Annotated in this window: 17 protein-coding genes; 13 read left to right on the forward strand and 4 right to left on the reverse strand. The window is 60.4% G+C overall.

Annotation, left to right across the window (positions count from 1 at the left end; translation table 11 throughout):
* Window position 1 precedes the first annotated feature (1 nt).
* The 9 genes from EV686_RS01400 (at window position 2) to EV686_RS01440 (ending at window position 9,821) form a co-directional block, all read left to right on the forward strand.
* The gene (locus EV686_RS01400) at window positions 2-1,384 is read left to right on the forward strand and encodes a murein hydrolase activator EnvC family protein (protein WP_132473610.1); all 1,383 of its coding nucleotides are present in this window, start codon (window positions 2-4) and stop codon (window positions 1,382-1,384) included.
* A gap of 235 nt (window positions 1,385-1,619) precedes the next feature.
* A complete protein-coding gene (locus EV686_RS01405) occupies window positions 1,620-3,122 on the forward strand; it encodes a S41 family peptidase (protein ID WP_132472718.1) in 1,503 nt (500 codons plus the stop codon).
* Window position 3,123: 1 nt separating this feature from the next.
* Entirely contained in the window at window positions 3,124-3,882 is a 759-nt protein-coding gene (locus EV686_RS01410; RefSeq protein ID WP_132472720.1) for a HesA/MoeB/ThiF family protein, read from the forward strand.
* Window positions 3,883-4,017: 135 nt separating this feature from the next.
* Window positions 4,018-5,253 carry a D-alanyl-D-alanine carboxypeptidase family protein gene (locus tag EV686_RS01415; RefSeq protein ID WP_132472722.1) on the forward strand — a complete coding sequence of 412 codons (1,236 nt, stop codon included), beginning with the start codon at window positions 4,018-4,020 and terminating at the stop codon, window positions 5,251-5,253.
* Between the two features lie 2 nt (window positions 5,254-5,255).
* Window positions 5,256-6,119 carry a D-amino acid aminotransferase gene (locus EV686_RS01420; RefSeq protein WP_132472724.1) on the forward strand — a complete coding sequence of 288 codons (864 nt, stop codon included), beginning with the start codon at window positions 5,256-5,258 and terminating at the stop codon, window positions 6,117-6,119.
* Between the two features lie 89 nt (window positions 6,120-6,208).
* The gene (locus tag EV686_RS01425; protein WP_132472726.1) at window positions 6,209-6,484 is read left to right on the forward strand and encodes a DUF493 family protein; all 276 of its coding nucleotides are present in this window, start codon (window positions 6,209-6,211) and stop codon (window positions 6,482-6,484) included.
* 2 nt (window positions 6,485-6,486) lie between these two features.
* Window positions 6,487-7,140: a lipoyl(octanoyl) transferase LipB gene (gene lipB / locus EV686_RS01430; protein ID WP_132472728.1), complete on the forward strand. Its 654-nt coding sequence runs from the start codon at window positions 6,487-6,489 to the stop codon at window positions 7,138-7,140.
* Window positions 7,141-7,485: 345 nt separating this feature from the next.
* Window positions 7,486-8,490: a Bug family tripartite tricarboxylate transporter substrate binding protein gene (locus EV686_RS01435; RefSeq protein ID WP_132472730.1), complete on the forward strand. Its 1,005-nt coding sequence runs from the start codon at window positions 7,486-7,488 to the stop codon at window positions 8,488-8,490.
* 95 nt (window positions 8,491-8,585) lie between these two features.
* Window positions 8,586-9,821, forward strand: coding sequence for an NAD(P)/FAD-dependent oxidoreductase (locus EV686_RS01440; RefSeq protein WP_132472732.1), 1,236 nt, complete (start codon window positions 8,586-8,588; stop codon window positions 9,819-9,821).
* A gap of 45 nt (window positions 9,822-9,866) precedes the next feature.
* On the opposite strand, the gene argE is transcribed toward EV686_RS01440, so the two are convergent.
* The 4 genes from argE to EV686_RS01460 are packed head-to-tail and all read right to left on the reverse strand — an operon-like array spanning window position 9,867 to window position 13,463.
* Complete coding sequence (gene argE / locus EV686_RS01445) at window positions 9,867-11,045, reverse strand: acetylornithine deacetylase (RefSeq protein WP_132472734.1); 1,179 nt, start codon at window positions 11,043-11,045, stop codon at window positions 9,867-9,869.
* Window positions 11,038-11,715 (reverse strand): DUF1028 domain-containing protein, encoded by a 678-nt coding sequence (locus EV686_RS01450; RefSeq protein ID WP_132472736.1) that lies wholly within the window; start codon window positions 11,713-11,715, stop codon window positions 11,038-11,040. Before EV686_RS01450 ends, argE begins: the two co-directional genes overlap by 8 nt.
* Before the next feature lie 10 nt (window positions 11,716-11,725).
* On the reverse strand, window positions 11,726-12,157 hold the full coding sequence (locus EV686_RS01455) for a RidA family protein (protein WP_132472738.1): 432 nt from the start codon (window positions 12,155-12,157) through the stop codon (window positions 11,726-11,728).
* Between the two features lie 37 nt (window positions 12,158-12,194).
* Window positions 12,195-13,463 carry a flavin-containing monooxygenase gene (locus EV686_RS01460; protein ID WP_132472740.1) on the reverse strand — a complete coding sequence of 423 codons (1,269 nt, stop codon included), beginning with the start codon at window positions 13,461-13,463 and terminating at the stop codon, window positions 12,195-12,197.
* 492 nt (window positions 13,464-13,955) lie between these two features.
* Between EV686_RS01460 and EV686_RS01465 the strand changes: the two genes are divergently transcribed.
* From EV686_RS01465 to EV686_RS01480, 4 genes are all read left to right on the forward strand, one after another.
* Entirely contained in the window at window positions 13,956-15,137 is a 1,182-nt protein-coding gene (locus EV686_RS01465; RefSeq protein ID WP_132472742.1) for a pyridoxal-phosphate-dependent aminotransferase family protein, read from the forward strand.
* Window positions 15,138-15,163: 26 nt separating this feature from the next.
* Entirely contained in the window at window positions 15,164-16,399 is a 1,236-nt protein-coding gene (locus tag EV686_RS01470; RefSeq protein ID WP_132472744.1) for a MalY/PatB family protein, read from the forward strand.
* Window positions 16,400-16,420: 21 nt separating this feature from the next.
* Entirely contained in the window at window positions 16,421-16,798 is a 378-nt protein-coding gene (locus tag EV686_RS01475) for a RidA family protein (RefSeq protein ID WP_132472746.1), read from the forward strand.
* Window positions 16,799-16,873: 75 nt separating this feature from the next.
* On the forward strand, window positions 16,874-18,358 hold the full coding sequence (locus EV686_RS01480; RefSeq protein WP_132472748.1) for an FAD-binding oxidoreductase: 1,485 nt from the start codon (window positions 16,874-16,876) through the stop codon (window positions 18,356-18,358).
* The last annotated feature ends 7 nt before the right edge of the window (window positions 18,359-18,365 follow it).

Raw genomic sequence — 18,365 nt, forward strand, 5'->3', positions numbered from 1 at the left:
AATGCGCCTGCTGGCCGGCGCCATGGTGGCGGTCCTTCTTGCGTGGCAGCCTGTCGCCGCGCAGGAAGGGGGCACCCTGGCGGAACGCCGGGCGGCCGCGCGCAAGCAGCAGGCGGAACTCCGCGAGCGGATCGCCATACTGCAAAAAGATCTCGAGGCCGGCGATGCCGCGCGGCGCGATGCCGCCAGCGCGCTGAAGGCCTCCGAAAGCGCCATTTCCACGCTCAACCGCGAGCTGTTGGAACTGCAGCAGCAGGAAAAGGACGTGCAGGCCGACCTGCAGGCCATCCAGGCGGATACCGAACGCCAGACGGCCGCGCTGGCGCAGCGCAGGCAGGAGCTGGCCGAGCAACTGCGCGCCCAGTACGCCAGCGGGCTGTCCCCCTGGACGGCGCTGCTGTCCGGGGACGATCCGCAATCCATCGGGCGCGACCTGGGCTATCTGGGCTACGTGTCGCAGGCGCAGGCGCGCATGGTGCGCCAGGTGCAGGAAACCCTGGAGGAATTGAAGCGGCTGGATGCCCGCGCGCAAGCCAGACAGAAAGAACTCGCGCAGGTGGGCAAAGACATGGAAGCTCGCAAGGCGGATCTGCAGAAACAGCAGGCCGAGCGCGAAACCGTATTGCGGCGCATCGAAGCCGATTTGCGGGAGCAGCGCCGACAGGCCGACCGGCTGGCCAAGGATGAATCCCGCCTGGGCGGGCTGGTTTCCCGCCTGGAGCAGGAAATCGCGCGCGAGCAGGAGCGCCGCCGCCAGGAAGCGTTGCGGCGCGAGCAGGAGGCCCGCAGGCTGGCGCAGGAGCGCGAAGCGGCGCGCAAGGCCGAGCAGGCGGCGCGCCAGGCGCAGTTGCAGGCGCAGCGCGAACGCGATCGCGCCGAGGCGGAGCGCGCGCGCCAGCAGGTGGAACAGGCCAGGGCGAGGGCCAGGGAGGCCGAGGCGGCCCAGCGGCAGGCGGAAAGGGAGCAGGCGCCCGCCGCAGTGCGGCCGGGGACATATTCCGGCCTGAGGCAAGGGCTGCCGTATCCCGTCAACGGCGAAACCCAGGGACGCTTCGGCGCCCAGCGTCCGGAAGGCGGGATCTGGCGCGGCGTCGTGATCCGCGCCGCGGAAGGCACGCGGGTGCGCGCCGTCGCCGACGGCGTCGTGGTCTTTGCGGGATGGCTGGGAGGATTCGGCAACCTGATCATCGTCGATCACGGGGAGCAATACCTCAGCGTCTACGCCTACAACCAGAGCCTGCTGCACGAGGTCGGCGATGCCGTGCGCGGCGGGCAGGCCGTGGCTACCGTGGGCTCCACTGGCGGCCAGGTGGAGCCGGGGCTGTATTTCGAGATCCGTCACAAAGGGGTGCCGGTCAATCCGCAGCTGTGGCTTCGGCGCTAGGCGGGATCGGGCGGCGGACATGGGCTCCGCATCGAAATTTCGTGGCGTCGATACCCGTTGGCAGCTTTGGCTGCGCCGGGAATTTCGGTACTATCTGTATTTGGCCAGCCGGCTAGCACGCTGGTGGCTGGAAATTTTTTGCCGTCGGGCCGCCTCTAGGCAAACAGCGCCTCCCCCCGGGGAGCAGCAAGCCGAAGGTGCGGCGTGGGGGTACTTTTTGATTTCGGGAATGTGCATGGGCACTCGCAGGGTTCGCAGTTTGGGTTTGGTGGCGCTGGGCGCGGTGGGGGGCATTTTGCTCAGCCTGGGCATAACGGCGGCTGCGCAGCGTGGAGAACCGCTGCCCTTGAAAGAGCTGCAGCAATTCGCCAATGTGTTCGCCGCCATCAAGAGCAGCTACGTCGAGCCGCTGACCGATGAGAAGCTCATCAACGACGCCATCAAGGGCCTGTTCAGCGACCTGGACCCGCACTCGTCCTACCTGGATGCCGATGCCTTCAAGGAAATGGAAACCCTGACGCAGGGCGGTTTCGGCGGCCTGGGCATCGAACTGGGCACCGAAGACGACATGCCCAAGGTCATCGCGCCCATCGAGGATACGCCGGCGGCCAGGGCCGGCATTCTTGCCGGCGACATCATCACGCATATCGACGACAAGCCTACCAAGGGCATGACGCTCAATGGCGCCATCAAGCTGATGCGCGGCGAGCCCAACACACCCATCGTATTGACCATCCGGCGCCAGACGTCGGACAAGCCGCTTACGTTCCATATCGTGCGCGACATGATCAAGGTGCGCAGCGTGCGCAGCAAGATGCTGTCCGGCGATATCGGCTACGTGCGCATTTCCCAGTTCCAGGATCGCACCGTTTCCGATCTGGCCAAGCACCTGTACGACCTGAATTCGGGCGGCAAGAAGCCCAAGGCGCTCATCCTCGATCTGCGCAATGACCCGGGCGGCCTGTTCGATGGCGCCATCGGCGTATCGTCCATGTTCCTCGAGCCCAAGACGCTGGTGGTCTCCACCAAGGGGCGCGTGCCGTCGGCCAACCGCGAATACATGTCCCGCTCCGTGCGTCCGCTCCACAACGAAGTGGCCTCCACCCAGGCCGTGGCCGAGGTAGTGTCGCGCTGGGCGCGCAGCGTCCCGATGGTGGTGCTGGTCAACGTGGGCTCGGCTTCGTCCTCGGAAATCGTGGCCGGCGCCCTGCAGGATCACAAGCGCGCCACCATTATCGGCAACCGCACGTTCGGCAAGGGCTCGGTGCAAAGCGTACTGCCACTCAGCGAAGACACGGGCATCAAGATCACCACGGCGCGCTACTACACGCCCAACGGCCGTTCCATCCAGGTGACGGGAGTAGAGCCCGATATCGTGGTGGACGATACGGCGAAGGGCAATCTGTTCCGCCTCCCACGCGAAGGCGACCTGACGCGCCACCTGATGAACGGCGCCGAGGACGAAGGCCTGATGGGCGCCGATCCGGAGGAACTGATCGCGGCCGAGTTCGACATGTTCGAGTTCGGAGGCGAGGGCGATTACCAGTTGGAGCAGGCCATCAATCATCTGGAGGGCCGTGCCGTGCTGCGCCGCGATCCCGAGGCTGCCCGCCTGGCGCAGGAAGCTGCGGACAAGGCCAAGCGGGCCGAGGCAGAAAAAAAAAGTCCAGTGAAAAACCCTGAGCAGGAAACGACGCGCTACCGCATCACGCCGGACGGGATCGTGAAGGCGAAATAACGTGGAAGACGCAAGCCTGCTGCGCTATGCGCGGCACATCCTGCTGAACGAATTCGGCATCGAGGGCCAGGAACGCGTGCAGACCGCGCATGTCCTGGTGGTCGGTGCCGGAGGACTGGGGTCTCCGGCTGCGTTCTTCATGGCGTCGTCCGGGGTGGGAAAGCTGACGCTGGTCGATGACGATGTCGTCGATCTCAGCAATCTGCAGCGCCAGATCCTGCATACGACCGAGCGCGTGGGCCAACCCAAGGCGGAGTCCGGCAAACAGGCGCTGCATGCCCTGAATCCCGAGATCGAGATTGACGCCCGCGTGGAGCGCCTGGACGATGCCGCGCTCGATACGCTGGTGGCGAAGGCCGACGTGGTGCTCGACTGCACCGACAATTTCACGACGCGCCATGCCATCAACCGCGCCTGCGTGCGGCATCGCAAGCCCCTGGTGTCCGGCGCCGCGATCCGGTTCGACGGGCAGGTCAGCGTCTTCGATATGCGCGACGATGCCGCGCCCTGCTACCACTGCCTGTTTCCCGAAGCCGAAGACGTCGCGCCCGACAATTGCGCCACGGTCGGCGTATTCGCGCCGCTGGTCGGCATGGTCGGCAGCATGCAGGCGGCAGAGGCGCTGAAGGTCATCACGGGCATCGGGCAGACCATGAAAGGCAGGCTGCTGATGCTGGACTCCCTCAATGCGCGCTGGCGCACGATCGGCATCGTGCGGGATATGCAGTGTCCGGTCTGCGGCGGCAGACCCGCCGCTTGACGGAACCTTCCCGGCACGCCCGGGTCGTATGGATTCCCGGCATTTATTGTGACGATCTGTCGCACGTTCGCACCGCGGCGATTTGACTCTGCCTATAATGGTGCGCTTGTTCCGAACCGTTTTTTGCCATTATCCATGCCACAGTTCCTGAACCGAATTTCCTTTTCCCGTCTTGCCGCCGGCGTCTGCATTGCCGGCGCGCTGGCCCTGCCGTCGCTGTCCGCCCACGCGCAAGCCGCGCCCGAGGCTCCGCCCGCCGCCGCGGCCCGGGGCAACGCGCCGCAGGCGCTGGTGGGGTCGCTGTCCGCCGTTCCCGCGCCCAGCCTGCCGGTCAAGGCCTGGCTGTCGCTGGATGCAAACAGCGGCCAGATCATTGCCGCGGAAAATATCGACGAGCGTATCGAGCCGGCATCGCTGACCAAGCTGATGGCAGCCTATCTGGTCTTCGAGGCGCTGGAAAGCAAGCGTCTCACGCTGGAACAGACCGTCAATGTGTCGGAGCAGGCCTGGCGCATGGAAGGCTCGCGCATGTTCATCAAGCCCAATACGCAGGTCTCTGTCCATGACCTGCTGCAGGGCCTGATCGTGCAGTCCGGCAACGACGCCACGGTGGCGCTGGCCGAGGCCGTGGCAGGCAGCGAGTCCGCCTTCGTCGCACTGATGAACCAGGAGGCGCAGCGCCAGGGGCTGACTTCAACGAATTTCGTCAATTCCCCCGGCATGCCGGATCCCGACCACTTGACCACGGTGCGCGACCTGGGCATCCTGGCGAAGAACCTGGTAATGCGTTTCCCGCAGTACACGCATTACTACAGCCAGAAAGAGTACACCTACAACAACATCAAGCAGAACAACCGCAACCGCCTGCTTTGGCTCGATCCCACCGTGGACGGCCTGAAGACGGGGCACACGCAGTCGGCCGGCTATTGCCTGGTCGCCACGGCCGTGCGCGATGGCCGCCGCGTCATTACCGTCGTCGTGGGCGCCAGCAACGATGCGGCCCGCGCCGAAAGCAGCCTGCGCCTGATGAACTGGAGTTTCCAAAATTTCGATACGCTGTCGCTGTTCGATGCCGAACATCCCGTCGTGCAGGCGCGCGTCTGGCAGGGCCAGGCGGAAACCGTGGGCCTGGGCGCCACGGAGCCCATGTGGGTGACGGTTCCGCGCGGCCAGGCGCAGCAGCTCAAGCCCGAGGCCATGTACGCCCAGCCGCTGGTCGCGCCGCTGCAGAAGGGCGCGCAGGTTGGATCGGTGGCGTTGACGCTCAACGGCCAGGTGCTTCGCAGCGAGCCGCTGTATGTTCTGAACGATGTGGCCGAGGCCGGCTTCTTCGGCCGTCTCTATGACAAGATAAGGTTGATGTTCGAATAATCATGATTGCAGATGTCGATGTCGATAGCCAGGTATGGCTGAATGGCGAATTCGTCCGCTTGGGCGACGCCAAGGTATCCGTGCTGGATCGCGGTTTCGTGTTCGGCGACGGCATCTACGAGGTGGTGCCCGTGTATCGCGGCAAGCCGTTCCGCATGGATGCGCATATTGCGCGCCTGCAGCGCAGCCTGGCCGAGATCCGCATCGAAACAGGCCGCACGGCGGATGACTGGAAGGCGCTGTTCCTGGAGGTGCTGCAGCGTTCCGGCATGGAGGATTGCATCGTCTATCTGCAGGTGACTCGCGGTGTGGCCAAGCGGGATCATCGCTTCCCGGCCGATGCCCGGCCAACGATCTTCTGCATGGCGTCGCCGCGCAAGCCGCCGTCCGCCCAGGCGCGCGAGCAAGGGCTGAGCGCGGTCGCCATGCCGGACCTGCGCTGGCTGAACTGTCACATCAAGTCGGTATCGCTGCTGGGCAATGTGCTGGCCAAGCAGCATGCGGTGGACTCGGGCGTGGACGAAGTCATCCAGTTTCGCGGCGACGCGCTGACCGAAGGCGCGTCCTGCAACATCTGGGTAGTGCGCAACGGCGAACTGCTGGCGCCGCGCCGCAATCACCTGATCCTGGAAGGCATACGCTACGGCCTGCTGGAAGAGCTGGCGCAAAAGGCGGGCATCACGCTGCGCGAATGCATCGTGACGCGCAACGATGTGGATCATGCCGACGAGCTTCTGCTGTCTTCCGCCACGACGGAAGTGCTGCCCATTACCCGTTTCGAAGGGCGTCCGGTGGGCAAGGGCGTGCCCGGGCCGGTCTACCAGGCGCTGCGCGCCCGCTACGACGCCGTCCTGGCCGCCCTGTAATTCCGGTTTCAGATCGAGCGTGAACTCAGGGGCGAAGCCCGCAAAGCGCACGCTCGATATGGAAATGGAATGAGTCCGGAGATGAGACTATGAGAGAGATTTCCCCCGACGAATCCCTGATCGAGTATCCCAGCGATTTTCCCATCAAGGTCATGGGCAAGTCGCATCCCGAGTTCGCGCAGGTCCTGACCGAGCTCGTCCTGCAGTACGATCCCGGGTTCGATGCCGCGACGGTGGAAATGCGGCCAAGCAAGGGCGGCAACTACATCGGGCTGACATTCACCGTGCGCGCGACGTCGCGCCAGCAGCTGGACGACCTGTACCGCGCGCTGCACGGCCATCCCATGGTTTCCATCGTACTGTAGGCATGTCGGATCCCGTTCAGCCCGAGCAGCACTGGCTGCGGTGCCCGGCGCCCTATATGCCGGTGTGGGAGGCCATGCGCGAATTCACCGCGCAGCGCAACGAGGCGACGCCGGACCAGATCTGGCTGGTGGAGCACGATCCCGTCTATACCCTGGGACAGGCGGGCAAGCCCGAGCACATCCTGAACAGCGCAGACATACCAGTCGTGCGCTGCGACCGCGGCGGACAGGTGACTTATCACGGGCCGGGGCAGATCGTTGCCTACAGCCTGATCGATCTGCGCCGGCTGAAGCTGTTCGTGCGCGAGTACGTGGCTGCGCTGGAAGATGCCGCCATCGATACGCTGGCGGACTTCGGCGTGCGGGGCGCATGTCGCAAGCCCGGCGCGCCCGGGGTCTATGTGCCGCAGCCGGAAGGCGATCTTGCCAAGATCGCTGCGCTGGGCATCAAGGTCAGCAACGGCTGCACCTATCACGGCATGGCGCTCAACGTCGACATGGACCTGGCGCCCTTCCTGGGCATCAATCCCTGCGGCTACGAGGGCATGCGCACGGTGGACATGGCGGCCTGCGGCGCGAGGGTGTCGTTGCGGGATGCGGGGGAGGGGTTGGCGAAAAACGTTCGACGGCGACTTTATGCAGATAGCGCCGCATGAGAGCACTCGGCGACTCTCTTTCACGAATGTAAATATATGTTGCCTGCGGTCTGCTGAGCACGGTAGCGGGTGTCGACGGTTTTTCCTTGTTTCGGGATGCGATTTCCCTCCTTGCCGTCATAGTTTTCCATGCTGCATGCATTAGCTCAAACGGGAACTTTCATGTGCTTCAAGTGAGCTGCTTCGGAAAAACCGATGCGCCTGTATCAAAAATGCTTGTTTACGACTGCTGTTCTATTTTGCATCATCACTAGAACTTGTTCATCTGATAGCCGACGATATCTGCTTTTTCTTGCGTTGCTATGGCTGGATTTGGCGTTGTAACTGCATTTACTTGCTCATCTCATGGAAGAACCAGACATGATAAAAACTAATCGCCGACAATTTTTGGCCACTGGCGTCGGCCTTGCTGCTGCCCCCATGTTTACGTACGCACAAACGTGGCCGTCGAAGCCCATCCGCATCGTGGCGGCCTATGCACCCGGTGGTTCGATTGACGCCATGGCTCGCTGGATCGGCAAATATTTTGAAACTGCCTTCAATGCGACGGCTGTGGTCGAGAACCTGAGCGGTGCTGGCGGTCGGATCGGCACACAGAATGTGGCCCGTTCGGCAGGCGATGGATACACGCTGATGGTGACCAGCTCCGCTGCCCATGGTGGCGCACCGGCTGTCTATCCCCGCGAGACGCTAGGCTACGATCCTATTGGGCAATTCACGCACATCGCGCTCATCAGCAGCGCGCCGATCGCACTGATCGTGAGGGCTGACTCGCCCTACAAAACGCTAGCCGACTTGGTCAAGGACAGGAAACAGTCCGGTAAGGCGGTGCTTTATGGATCTGGTGGAATTGGAGGTCTTGGGCACCTGAGCGGAGAGATGATGGGTCAACATCTCGGCTTGCGCATGGAGCATGTGCCGTATCGGGGATCTGTGCCTGCCATGCAAGACTTGCTTGGGAACAGTAATCTGGATGCGATCAGTGATAATTTGTCTTCCCATATGGGGCAAGTTCGCGCTGGCACCGTCCGTATTCTCGCGATGGCTTCGGAGAAACGATTCTCTGAGCTGCCTGATGTTCCGACCTTTGCCGAACAGGGGTATCCGGGCGTCATCGCCACTTCCTGGTATGGATTCAGCGGAAGCGCCGGTATTCCGCCTGAAATCGTGGCTCGCCTCAACCAGGCCGTGAATACGTGGACCCAGCAAGAGGATGTGCGAAAGTTCATCCTGGAAACGGCCATGACGCCTGAAGGCCGGATGTCCTCCGAAGAGTACACAAAGTTTGTTGAAAGCGAGATAGCAAAGTGGACTGCCGTAGTCAAGGAGTCCGGGATTGAGGTGGAGTAGGGTCTGGCAGGTCAGCCAACCCTGGTTCCAGTCCACGGTGCCAGGAAACAGGCGCCGCCCCGTCCTCGTTTGAATTCCTAAGGTCAAGAGTAGTCTTGAGTAAAACGGCATTGGTTCTCGGCGCCGGTATCGTCGGAACTTGTACTGCGATTCATCTGGCGCTTCGAGGGTATTCGGTCACGCTGTTGGACCGCAAGGCTCCGGGAAGCGAGACATCCTATGGGAATTCCGGGATCATCCAGCGCGAGGCTGTTGAACCTTACGGTTTCCCGCAGGATCTTCGGATCCTGCGGGAAGCGGCTTTCAAGATCGGGGCGCGGGTCAATTACCACTTTGATGCATTGCCCGGACTGGCGCCAGATCTCTTGCGCTATTGGTCGAACTCGCGGCCTGGGCGCCATGCAAGGCTCTCGAAGCATCATGCCAAACTGATCGAGTGCTGTCTGGATGAGCACGAGCTGCTCATCGGTATGTCGGGCGCTGGCGACCTGGTGGGCCAGGATGGGTTTCGCTTCGTTTACCGGAGCCAGGCGACAATGGATAGCGCAATTGATCGCGCGCAGCGGCTCGCACGGGAATATGGTGTGTCCTATTCGATTCAAGACCGCCATGCCATTGCGCAGTTGGAGCCAGCCTTGAAGCGAGAAGTCGCAGGCGCGCTCCATTGGCTCGACCCCTGGCGAATCAAGAACCCTGGGGAACTGGTGTCTCGGTATGCGGAGTTGTTTCTCCGGCAAGGGGGCCACATTGTGCAGGGCGATGCGAACACTTTGCATGCCACGAGTATGGGTTGGGGTGTGGCATCGGATGCGGGCAGAGTCGATGCAGAGGCTGCCGTCATTGCTTTAGGGCCTTGGTCGGCTGAACTTGCGAGAAAATTCGGGTACGGCTTCCCCTTGCTGCCCATTCGCGGTTATCACCGTCATTACCTGGGTACGGGGCCGCAATTGCCCATGGTGGATGCAGACGGTGGATATATGATCGCCCCGATGCAGCAAGGCTGGCGCATTACAACCGGCGCCGAGTTCGCCAGGCTCGAAGCGCCTTCGACGCCTGTGCAACTGACGCGCGCGGAAATCCTGGCGCGCGAGTTGTTTGAACTGCCCCAAGCGGTCGAGTCTGAACCCTGGAGAGGTGCACGCCCCTGCATGGTCGATCTGCTTCCGGTTATGGGAGCTGCGACTCGCCATCGTGGTCTTTGGTTCAATTTCGGCCACGCGCATCAGGGTTTTACACTGGGGCCAGTCAGCGGTCGGCTAATCGCTGAACTGATGAGCGGATCGACTCCCTTGCTGGATCCAGCGCCTTACTCGCCGGCACGATTTTCGTAGATAGGGTCGATGTCGTTCCGGTAGATGGTGCTGGATGAGCTGAGTTCAGACAATCTGAGAATCTGTCGCGCCGTGTGCGTACTTCACGAGGCTGGCAAGCATGGCATCGCAGCGCCTGAGTTGCTCCACGGTGATGTACTCATCTGGCTTGTGTCCCTGGTCCATGCTGCCTGGACCGCAGATAACGGCGGGAATGCCTGCCTGGGTGAACAGCCCTCCCTCAGAACCGAAAGCCACGGTGCCAAAGTCGTTCGAGCGGCAGAGCCAGGCCAGCCATTGCGCGGCCTCGCCGTCGGCGAGGGTGGCCAAGGCCGGGTAAGCTGTCAACTGGCTCATGCGAATGCTGGTATCCGTGCTCACCGCTTGCATCTTCGGTTCCAGTTCTGTGGTCGCAAACGTTTGCAGTTCGTCCGCAACGAGCTGTGCATCGAAGTCAGGCAAAGCCCGCACCTCGAAGTCGAACTCGCACTCTGCCGGTACGATGTTGAGCGCGCTTCCACCTCGGATTACGCCGGTCTGCACCGTGGAAAAAGGAGGATCGAATCGTGCGTCGTGCCGGGTCGGATGCGCAAGTCGATCTCCTATCTCATTCAGTCGGCCAATGAGGCGCGCCGCATACTCGATCGCATTGACGCCATTGGGCGCGTAGGCCGAATGACAGGCTGCGCCATGAATCTGGCATCGCATTGCAAGCTTGCCTTTGTGGCCAAGTATGGGCTTCAGTTCGGACGGCTCGCCAATCAGGCACAGACGTGGCCGGTTGGGGCGGCCTGCCAGGGCATTCAGCATAGGACGAACGCCGAGGCAGCCTAGCTCTTCATCGTAGGAGAAGGCCAAATGTACCGGCACGGTCAAGGGCCGGGCCAGCAGGCTGGGGACAATGGCCATGGCAGAGGCAATGAAGCCTTTCATGTCGGCCGTGCCTCGTCCGTAAAGACGACCATCCTTTTCCGTCAGGCAGAACGGATCCACGGTCCAGGCCTGTCCATCCACCGGCACCACATCGGTGTGGCCGGAGAGCACAATTCCGCCGCGGTCGGTCGGGCCGATAGTGGCGAAAAGGCTGGCTTTCGTATGCTCGCTGTTGTAGAACAGTTCGCTCGTGACGCCGTACCCGTGCAGATAGTCCCGGACGAATTCGATGAGTGCGAGATTGGAGTCGCGGCTGACGGTAGGGAAGCGGATGAGTTGCGCGAGCAGGTCTCGGCTTGATCGGTCACTCATCGCCGGGGACTCCATAGCTGGGCGCTGCTGTGGGGTCCAGCGCGCGCGTCAGGTAGTCCTGCATTTGCGGCCGGTAAGCCTCCCATAGTTCGGCAAGCTCCAGAACCGGATCGTGTTCGGTCCAGTCCACCCTCAGGTCGACGATGGGCCACTGCACGTCGCCTGCGATCTTCAGCGCTGCCGAGTGCACAGGGCCTGCCTCGCCGCCGGCCCGCATAGCAGCCATCATGGCAGCCAGCAGGCGGTCTGCGAGCGGGCCTGGGCTTGCTTCGAATGTCGCCACCATGTCCTGAATGACCTGCGGACTTGCAAGGAGATTGCCCGCAGCCACGCACTGATCACCTGCAACGGCGTGATGCTGGCCGAGCGCTTCGCGTCCGGTAAACAGGGCGGTGCGGCCACGGTTGTCGATCACGGTCACCTGGCGGTATTCATGAAATATATCGCTTGCGCAGACGCGTTCCAGTGCGGTGGCTGGGTCGAGTTGCTGCTGCTCCAGCAGATCCAGCGCCAGAAGACCCAGCGAAGGCAAGGTGATGTTCTGGGTCGAGACCGCTCCCACGCGAGAGCGCGCCCACGGGCAACGCGCGCCCACGGCAATACTGGATGAACTGATGGCGATGCCAAGCTGCCCGGTCATGTGGCACCTGCCAACAATGGAAAATGTCACAGTCTCCTCCTTAAGCGTTCGACACAGCCCAGTCGTCAGGCACCACAGCTATGACGTCTATTTCCATCAACCATTGTGGCTGCCCCAACGCTGAGACGACCAGCCCGGTCGAGATCGGAAACACGCCACGCAGCCATTTCCCGACGACTTGGTAGACAGGTTCCCGGTAACGCGGATCAATGATGTAGGTGGTGGTTTTGACTATATGCGAAAGATCGCTGCCTGCTTCTTCCAGAAGCTGCTTTACGTTCTTCATGGCCTGCTCAGCTTGTGCTGCAGGGTCTCCCAGACCAACGAGCTGTCCTTCGAAGTCCGTGCCGACCTGACCGCGCACGTATACGGTATTTCCTGCGCGAACAGCCTGGCACAGATCATTATCCAGACTCTGGTTCGGGTAGGTTGACTTGGTGTTGAACATGCGGATGCGGGTATGCGTCGGCATCGAAAACTCCTGCGGTGGAGGAATATAGAAGACGGGGTCATTGTCCTTGGACAGTTTTCCGATAGGCAAGGTATTTGCGCTGGGTGGCGATGTGGTCGGCGATGTACTTGGCATCGTGCCAAACTCCCCAGATGAATGATGAGCCGCGCCGCGACAGCCATGGCAAGCCAAGAAAGTAGATGCCGGGCTCGGACGAGACTCCTCGCTGGTGCTGAGGTTTTCCCTTGTCGTCAAAGGTGTCGACGTGCAGCCAGCCGTAATCAGTGGCATAGCCTGTGGCCCAGATGATCGTGGAAATGCCGCTTTCCGCTAGGTCCAAGGACAGTATGGGCCGTACGATGCACTCTGGGTCGGGTAGCATCTCCCGGGCAGACGGTTCCTCGGGGAGATCTACGCCAGTGCGCGCCACGTATGCGTCGGCAGCGTCCAGCAGGGCCAGATAAGAGTCGTCGCCGCGCTCGACGTTGGTGGCGAGGTCTTTGTGGAAATGCACACGCCCGTTGTCGAACGACTTTGTGAGACCAACCAGCACGATGCCTTGATGCGCGAGCCGGCGGAAGTCGATCGTTTCACCGCCATGAGCGCCACTGACTGCGATGGTGACATGCTCACGGCCGAGTGGAGGCGCAGCCTTGTCCCACTCGCCCAGCACACCGAGCCACCAGCAGAAATCCCGATCACGGTAACTGCGCGGTGGGCGCTCGTGCGGACCCACCGAAAGGTGAACCTGGCGGCCGGCACGTTGCAGTTCGTCTGCAATTTGCACGCCTGAGGAGCCAGCCCCTATAACCAGCACGCCACCAGGAGGCAATTGCTGCGGGTTGCGGTAATCCGCCGAATGTATCTGTGTGACTCTGGCGTCCTGCGGCACAATGGGCGGTACCACGGGGCGCTGGAACGCTCCTGTGGCGACCACCACTCGCTCCGCCTGTACAAGGCCATTGGAGGTCTGGACAGCAAAGCCTGGTTTGCCTTGGTTGCGCTCTACGCTCAGGACCTCGACCCCGACATGGATCGGCGCTTCGAATGTCTTCGCGTAGTCCTCGAAGTAGTCGGCGACGCGGTCTTTGCAGGCAAAGGTGTTGGGGTCCAGACCGTTAAATTCCAGGTTTGGGAAGCGGTCATGCCAGGCTGGGCCGTTGGCGACCAGGGAGTCCCAGCGTCCGCTGCGCCACCGTTCGGCAATGCGGTCCCGCTCAAGAACAATGTGAGGCACACCCTGTTGGGTAAGATGTTCACTCATGGCGATGCCAGCCTGGCCAGCGCCGACAACTAATGTGTCAATGACAATTTGATCGAGAGACATAAAGACAAAAATGGGAGTAGGTGAAGAAAGGAAGGCCTTGGAGTTGCTGATTCCTTGGCATCTGAAGCCGTGGCTCTGCTCGTATCGGGATCATGTGTCTGTGAACAGCGGGCAGTTTGGTGCAAATTAGACAATGGATTCCAGAAGGGCTGGATCGCTTTTATTGATGGGGTAGTTTGGAAAACGCTAGGCAGCCGACGGGGAGGATGCGACAAAATGCATAGCGGAATCTGCATCAAGACGTAATGTTGCCGTTCGTGAGGTGTCGCCACCTTTGTTCTGAAAGTGGGTTGGGTCGGAAGCGGTTTCACTCCAGAAACAGGGCTTGCACGGATAGGAGGGCGACAGTACCGTCTTGAAATGAAAACCCGGAATGCCGCCCGCCGTTGACAGGTGCAATTGCTTGGCGGGAACTCAACAACCCAGCTTGCCATGTGATCACTGCTGCGCAAACCACTACTGGCAGGCAAAAATTATCTGAAGTTGAATGCGATGAGCTATGAAGACTTGTTGTTCCAAAATCCCGGACCCACGAATATTCCATCCCGGGTTCTGGATGCAATGCGGCGGCCGATCATGGATTACAGGAGCGATGCTTTTCGCGAAATTTTCCTGGATTGCCAGAACGGCATCGCCAAGGTGCTTCGCAGTAGCGGGCCGGTGGTCATTTATCCCACGACGGGGCACGGCGCCTGGGAAGCGGCGCTTGTGAATGTGTTTTCGCCAGGTGACCGGATTCTGGTGCTGGACATGGGTTTCTTCAGCCGGGGGTGGGCGGATTACGCGCGCCGTTTCGGGTTGGACGTGCAAATTCTGCAGGGGAATGGCTCGGAGGGGATCAACTACGACGAATTGTTTCGGCTGATCGATGGCGATACCGGGCCGCGCCGTTTTGCCGGCGTCTTGGTGACCCAATGCGAGACGGCGACCGGAGCGATGGCGGACTGCGCCCGTGTTCGAGAGGTGCTTAACGCCGCCGGGCATCCCGCTCTGTTGCTGGTGGATGTCATCTCGTCGCTGGCTTGCGCAGATTTCAGAATGGACGACTGGCAAGTCGATGTGGCGGCCGGAGCCTCTCAGAAAGGGTTGATGATGGCAACTGGCCTGTGCTTTACGGGGCTTAGCGAAAAAGCCTTGGCGGCATCAGAAAAAGCCACGTTGCCGCGCGCCTTCTGGGATTGGGGGAAGGCGCTCATGGGAGGGCGTATCCAGGTCAATCCTCCTGGGACTGCGCCTGTGCAGATGTTCTATGGTCTGCATGAGTCTCTTGCCATGCTCTTCGAAGAGGGGCTGGACTCAGTGCTCATGCGGCATGAAAGAACGGCTCGCGCCGTGCGAGCAGCCGTGGCTCGGTGGGGAAACGAAGGGGAAGTCGAGCTGTTCGTCGAAGAGTCCATTGCCTCCCCCTCAGTCACCGCAGTGCGGATGAAAAGTGGAAAAGGCGCCGAAGCGATACGCTCAATTGCGCTGCAGGAATATAAGGTTCAGGTGGGTGCAGGACTTGGTGAACTCCATGACAAACAGTTCCGCATTGGCCATATGGGGCGACTCAGCGCGGCGCAGGCCATTGGCGCCTTGGCAGGCCTGGAAATGGCGATGCGCTCTCATGGCTTGAGGCTTGGTGAGGGTGCAATAAACGCTGCCATGTCCGAGCTGCAGCATGCAGCGAACTAACTAACCGTGCGATAGGAGGCATGGTAATGGGTGTCGACATTGAGAAAAAGGCATTTGGCTTTGACGAGCCGCTGGATCGCAGCAGGCTCAATACAGTCAAATGGGAGTTCGAACGGGAAAGGCTCGGCGATGACGGTATTTTGTCCTTTGGAACGGCGGACATGGACTTTCGCTCTCCGCCCAAAGTGCTGGCGGCATTGCAAGGCGTGGTCGCATCCGGTCATCTGGGTTACCCGCATAAATCTGCGTCCTATTATGACGCTATCGTCGGGTTCTACTCTCGCCGGTTCGGCTGGCGTATAGCACCAGAGTGGATCCGCTTCGACGTCGGAGTCTACGCCTCGATGGGCGCGCTGATTGACCAACTGACGGTTCCGGGTGATGAGGTCATCTATCAGACTCCTGTGCACAAGGTTTTCAGGGAGGTCGTTGAATATGCAGGCCGAGTGCCGGTCACAGTGCCGCTTGTTCAGGTGAGTGGCCAGTATCAAATGGATTTCACTGCATTGCGTCGTGCGATCACCGACAAGACGAAAATGCTTCTGCTCTGCAATCCGCATAATCCTGTCGGTCGGTCCTGGACACATGACGAGCTTCGTCAAGTCAGTGAAATATGTTCCGAACGAGGTGTCATTGTGGTGTCGGACGAAGTGTATTGCGGGCTGATATTCCCCGGGAAGACGTTTGTGCCCTTCGGCTCGGTTTCCCCGGAGGCCTCCAGGAATTCCATCACTTTGTTCTCCGCAAGCAAGTCTTTCAATCTTACGGGCTTGAAGCATTCGATCGTAATTACCGAAAACCCGGCTTTCAGGGCAGCGTTTGAACGAGCCCTGAAAAAGGGTGATCTGCAGTATGGCGGATCCGTCTTTGGGCAGGTGGCGAGTGAGGTAGCCCTTCGGGATTGCGATGATTGGTCCAGCGAGCTGATGAAATACGTCGCGGAAAACCTCGTCTACCTTAAGGAGTTCGTCAGTGCATCCATGCCTCTTGTGACCGTCAATTCGCCTGAAGCGACCTATCTGGCATGGCTGGACTTTTCCAACTACAAGATATCTCCTGAACAGCTTCAGTCCTTGATGGAACAGGAGGCTCGAGTGATCTTGACGCACGGCTACACGATGGGTGAAGGTGGAAGCGGACACGTGAGACTGAACCTGGCTACGCAGCGAGTCGTCCTTGAGAGCGGCCTGCGGCGCATCGCGCAGGCTCTCCAGGCTTGGCAACACAATTCGCGCACTAGCGTGGTGAATCCAGACAACTGATCTTCAATGCAGGAAAACAAGATGAAAGCAATCGTCAGCACATCGGCGCCAGGCGCCATCGGGCCCTATTCACAGGCCATCCTATGCGGCGGCTTCCTGTTCGTGTCGGGGCAGTTGCCCATTGACCCACAATCTGGAAACCTTGTGTCATCCGACATTGCTGAGCAGACGGATCAGGTTCTGGCGAACATACGAGCGATCGCTGTTGCGGCCGGGACAGATACTGGAAAAACCGTAAAGACAACAATTTTCCTGACCGATCTTGGCAGCTTTCAGGCTGTCAACGAGCGCTATGCCAAATTCTTTCAGGAACCCTTTCCTGCGCGATCGACGTTCCAGGTCGCTGCATTGCCCAAAGGCGCAAAAATCGAGATAGAGGCCATTATCGGTATGGGCTGAGTCCTGTACGGCTATTGATGCAATGGCCGTATTGCGACCCAACCGGCACGGAATTGATTGGAAGGCAGGAAAGGCATGAGCAATATCGTTGAGCTTCTTTTGAATGATTTTTCACCAACGCAAGTGATCGTTGATCAAGCGGATGTTGCGCCGTTTTGCAGGGATTACAAAGGCTATAACGTCGGGAGCGCCCAGGCGATCATCTTTCCCGGCAGTGTCGAAGACGTGCAACGCCTGGTTTCGATCTGTCGGGCTCACTCCATCAAGATTATTCCGCAGGGCGGCAATACATCGACCAATGGAGGAGCCGTGCCGGATAATGTCGGTGATTCGATCATTGTGAACATGTCCAGGATGAACCGTATTGTGGATCTGGACCTTGGGAACAACTCGGTTACGGTCGAGGCCGGTGTGGTGCTTGGTGACCTGAATCGTTATCTCGCTGAAAGAGGGCGATGGTTTCCTGTCAGTTTTGGCAGCGAAGATAGCTGTCAGATCGGAGGGAACGTTGCGATGAACTCGGGTGGCAACAACGTTCTGCGCTATGGCATGATGCGCGAGAATGTCCTGGGTGTGGAAGCGGTGCTGGGCAATGGCACCGTGATCAGCAACCTTCGTCCTCTTTATAAGAAATGCGTGGGCTATGATCTGGGGCAGCTCATGATCGGATCGGAGGGAACGCTCGGCATCGTGACCAAGGCCGTCTTGAAGCTCCAGTACGCCGCTACGCAGACGGTCACTGCCTGGCTTGCGTGTGCGTCACTGGACGATGCTGTGCAGATTCTGGGTACTGTGCGCGAGCGCTTGTCCGTGCAACTGACCGCATTCGAAGTGATTTCGGCGTTTCAAAGACAGGTTCTTGCCAAGTTCAGTGAAAAACTGAAGGATCCGATTGCCAGCCCCTATGAGTGGGCAGTGCTGGTCGAGTTCCGAGATGCCTCCCCATGCTCACAACTCACGGAAGAAGTGGAAGCGACCCTTGAGGCGGTTCTGGAGCAGGGGCTTGCGTCCGATGCTATTGTCGCGGCCAATCTCGCTCAGCGAGAGCTTTTCTGGCAGCATCGTGAAGCTGTGCTGGATGCCAATAAGGCGTTTGGCTGGACGGTCGGACACGACGCTTCGGTGCCTGTCTCGCGCTTGCCGGAGTTTGCCGCCGAAGTGGGACGCAAGCTGCATGCCGCCTATCCTGATTCCCACTTCATTGCGGCTGGCCATGCGGGTGACGGCAATATCCATCTCGGTGTGCTGTTCGAGAAGTCGGCTTTTGGCTCGACCGCCGAGTTTCGAAAAGCGGCTCTTGAAGTCAACAGCATTGTTTTTGAGATCGCGGATTCGCTTGGAGGACATTTTGCATCGGAGCATGGAATTGGCGTGCTGCACACCGAAGCCTTTTCTCGCTATATTCCTGAGGAAAATGTCGAAGCCATGGTCCAGATCAAAACCGCGCTGGATCCAGACAATGTGATGAATCCGGGGAAAATCTTCGGCATGCCGGTGCCAATGCCTCATGGCGGCAACTGTCCAGCAGGGGACGGCCTGGAAAGCGGTGCTAGAGGGTAATAGGATG

The organism is Paracandidimonas soli (genome assembly GCF_004342005.1).
Lineage (GTDB): Bacteria > Pseudomonadota > Gammaproteobacteria > Burkholderiales > Burkholderiaceae_B > Paracandidimonas > Paracandidimonas soli.

Coding starts and splice junctions, on each gene's coding strand:
- EV686_RS01400 (WP_132473610.1), top strand. CDS start 2: ATGCGCCTGCTGGCCGGCGCCATGGTGGCGGTCCTTCTTGCGTGGCAG.
- EV686_RS01405 (WP_132472718.1), top strand. CDS start 1,620: ATGGGCACTCGCAGGGTTCGCAGTTTGGGTTTGGTGGCGCTGGGCGCG.
- EV686_RS01415 (WP_132472722.1), top strand. CDS start 4,018: ATGCCACAGTTCCTGAACCGAATTTCCTTTTCCCGTCTTGCCGCCGGC.
- EV686_RS01420 (WP_132472724.1), top strand. CDS start 5,256: ATGATTGCAGATGTCGATGTCGATAGCCAGGTATGGCTGAATGGCGAA.
- EV686_RS01425 (WP_132472726.1), top strand. CDS start 6,209: ATGAGAGAGATTTCCCCCGACGAATCCCTGATCGAGTATCCCAGCGAT.
- lipB (WP_132472728.1), top strand. CDS start 6,487: ATGTCGGATCCCGTTCAGCCCGAGCAGCACTGGCTGCGGTGCCCGGCG.
- EV686_RS01435 (WP_132472730.1), top strand. CDS start 7,486: ATGGAAGAACCAGACATGATAAAAACTAATCGCCGACAATTTTTGGCC.
- argE (WP_132472734.1), bottom strand. CDS start 11,045: ATGAGTGACCGATCAAGCCGAGACCTGCTCGCGCAACTCATCCGCTTC.
- EV686_RS01455 (WP_132472738.1), bottom strand. CDS start 12,157: ATGCCGACGCATACCCGCATCCGCATGTTCAACACCAAGTCAACCTAC.
- EV686_RS01460 (WP_132472740.1), bottom strand. CDS start 13,463: ATGTCTCTCGATCAAATTGTCATTGACACATTAGTTGTCGGCGCTGGC.
- EV686_RS01465 (WP_132472742.1), top strand. CDS start 13,956: ATGAGCTATGAAGACTTGTTGTTCCAAAATCCCGGACCCACGAATATT.
- EV686_RS01470 (WP_132472744.1), top strand. CDS start 15,164: ATGGGTGTCGACATTGAGAAAAAGGCATTTGGCTTTGACGAGCCGCTG.
- EV686_RS01475 (WP_132472746.1), top strand. CDS start 16,421: ATGAAAGCAATCGTCAGCACATCGGCGCCAGGCGCCATCGGGCCCTAT.
- EV686_RS01480 (WP_132472748.1), top strand. CDS start 16,874: ATGAGCAATATCGTTGAGCTTCTTTTGAATGATTTTTCACCAACGCAA.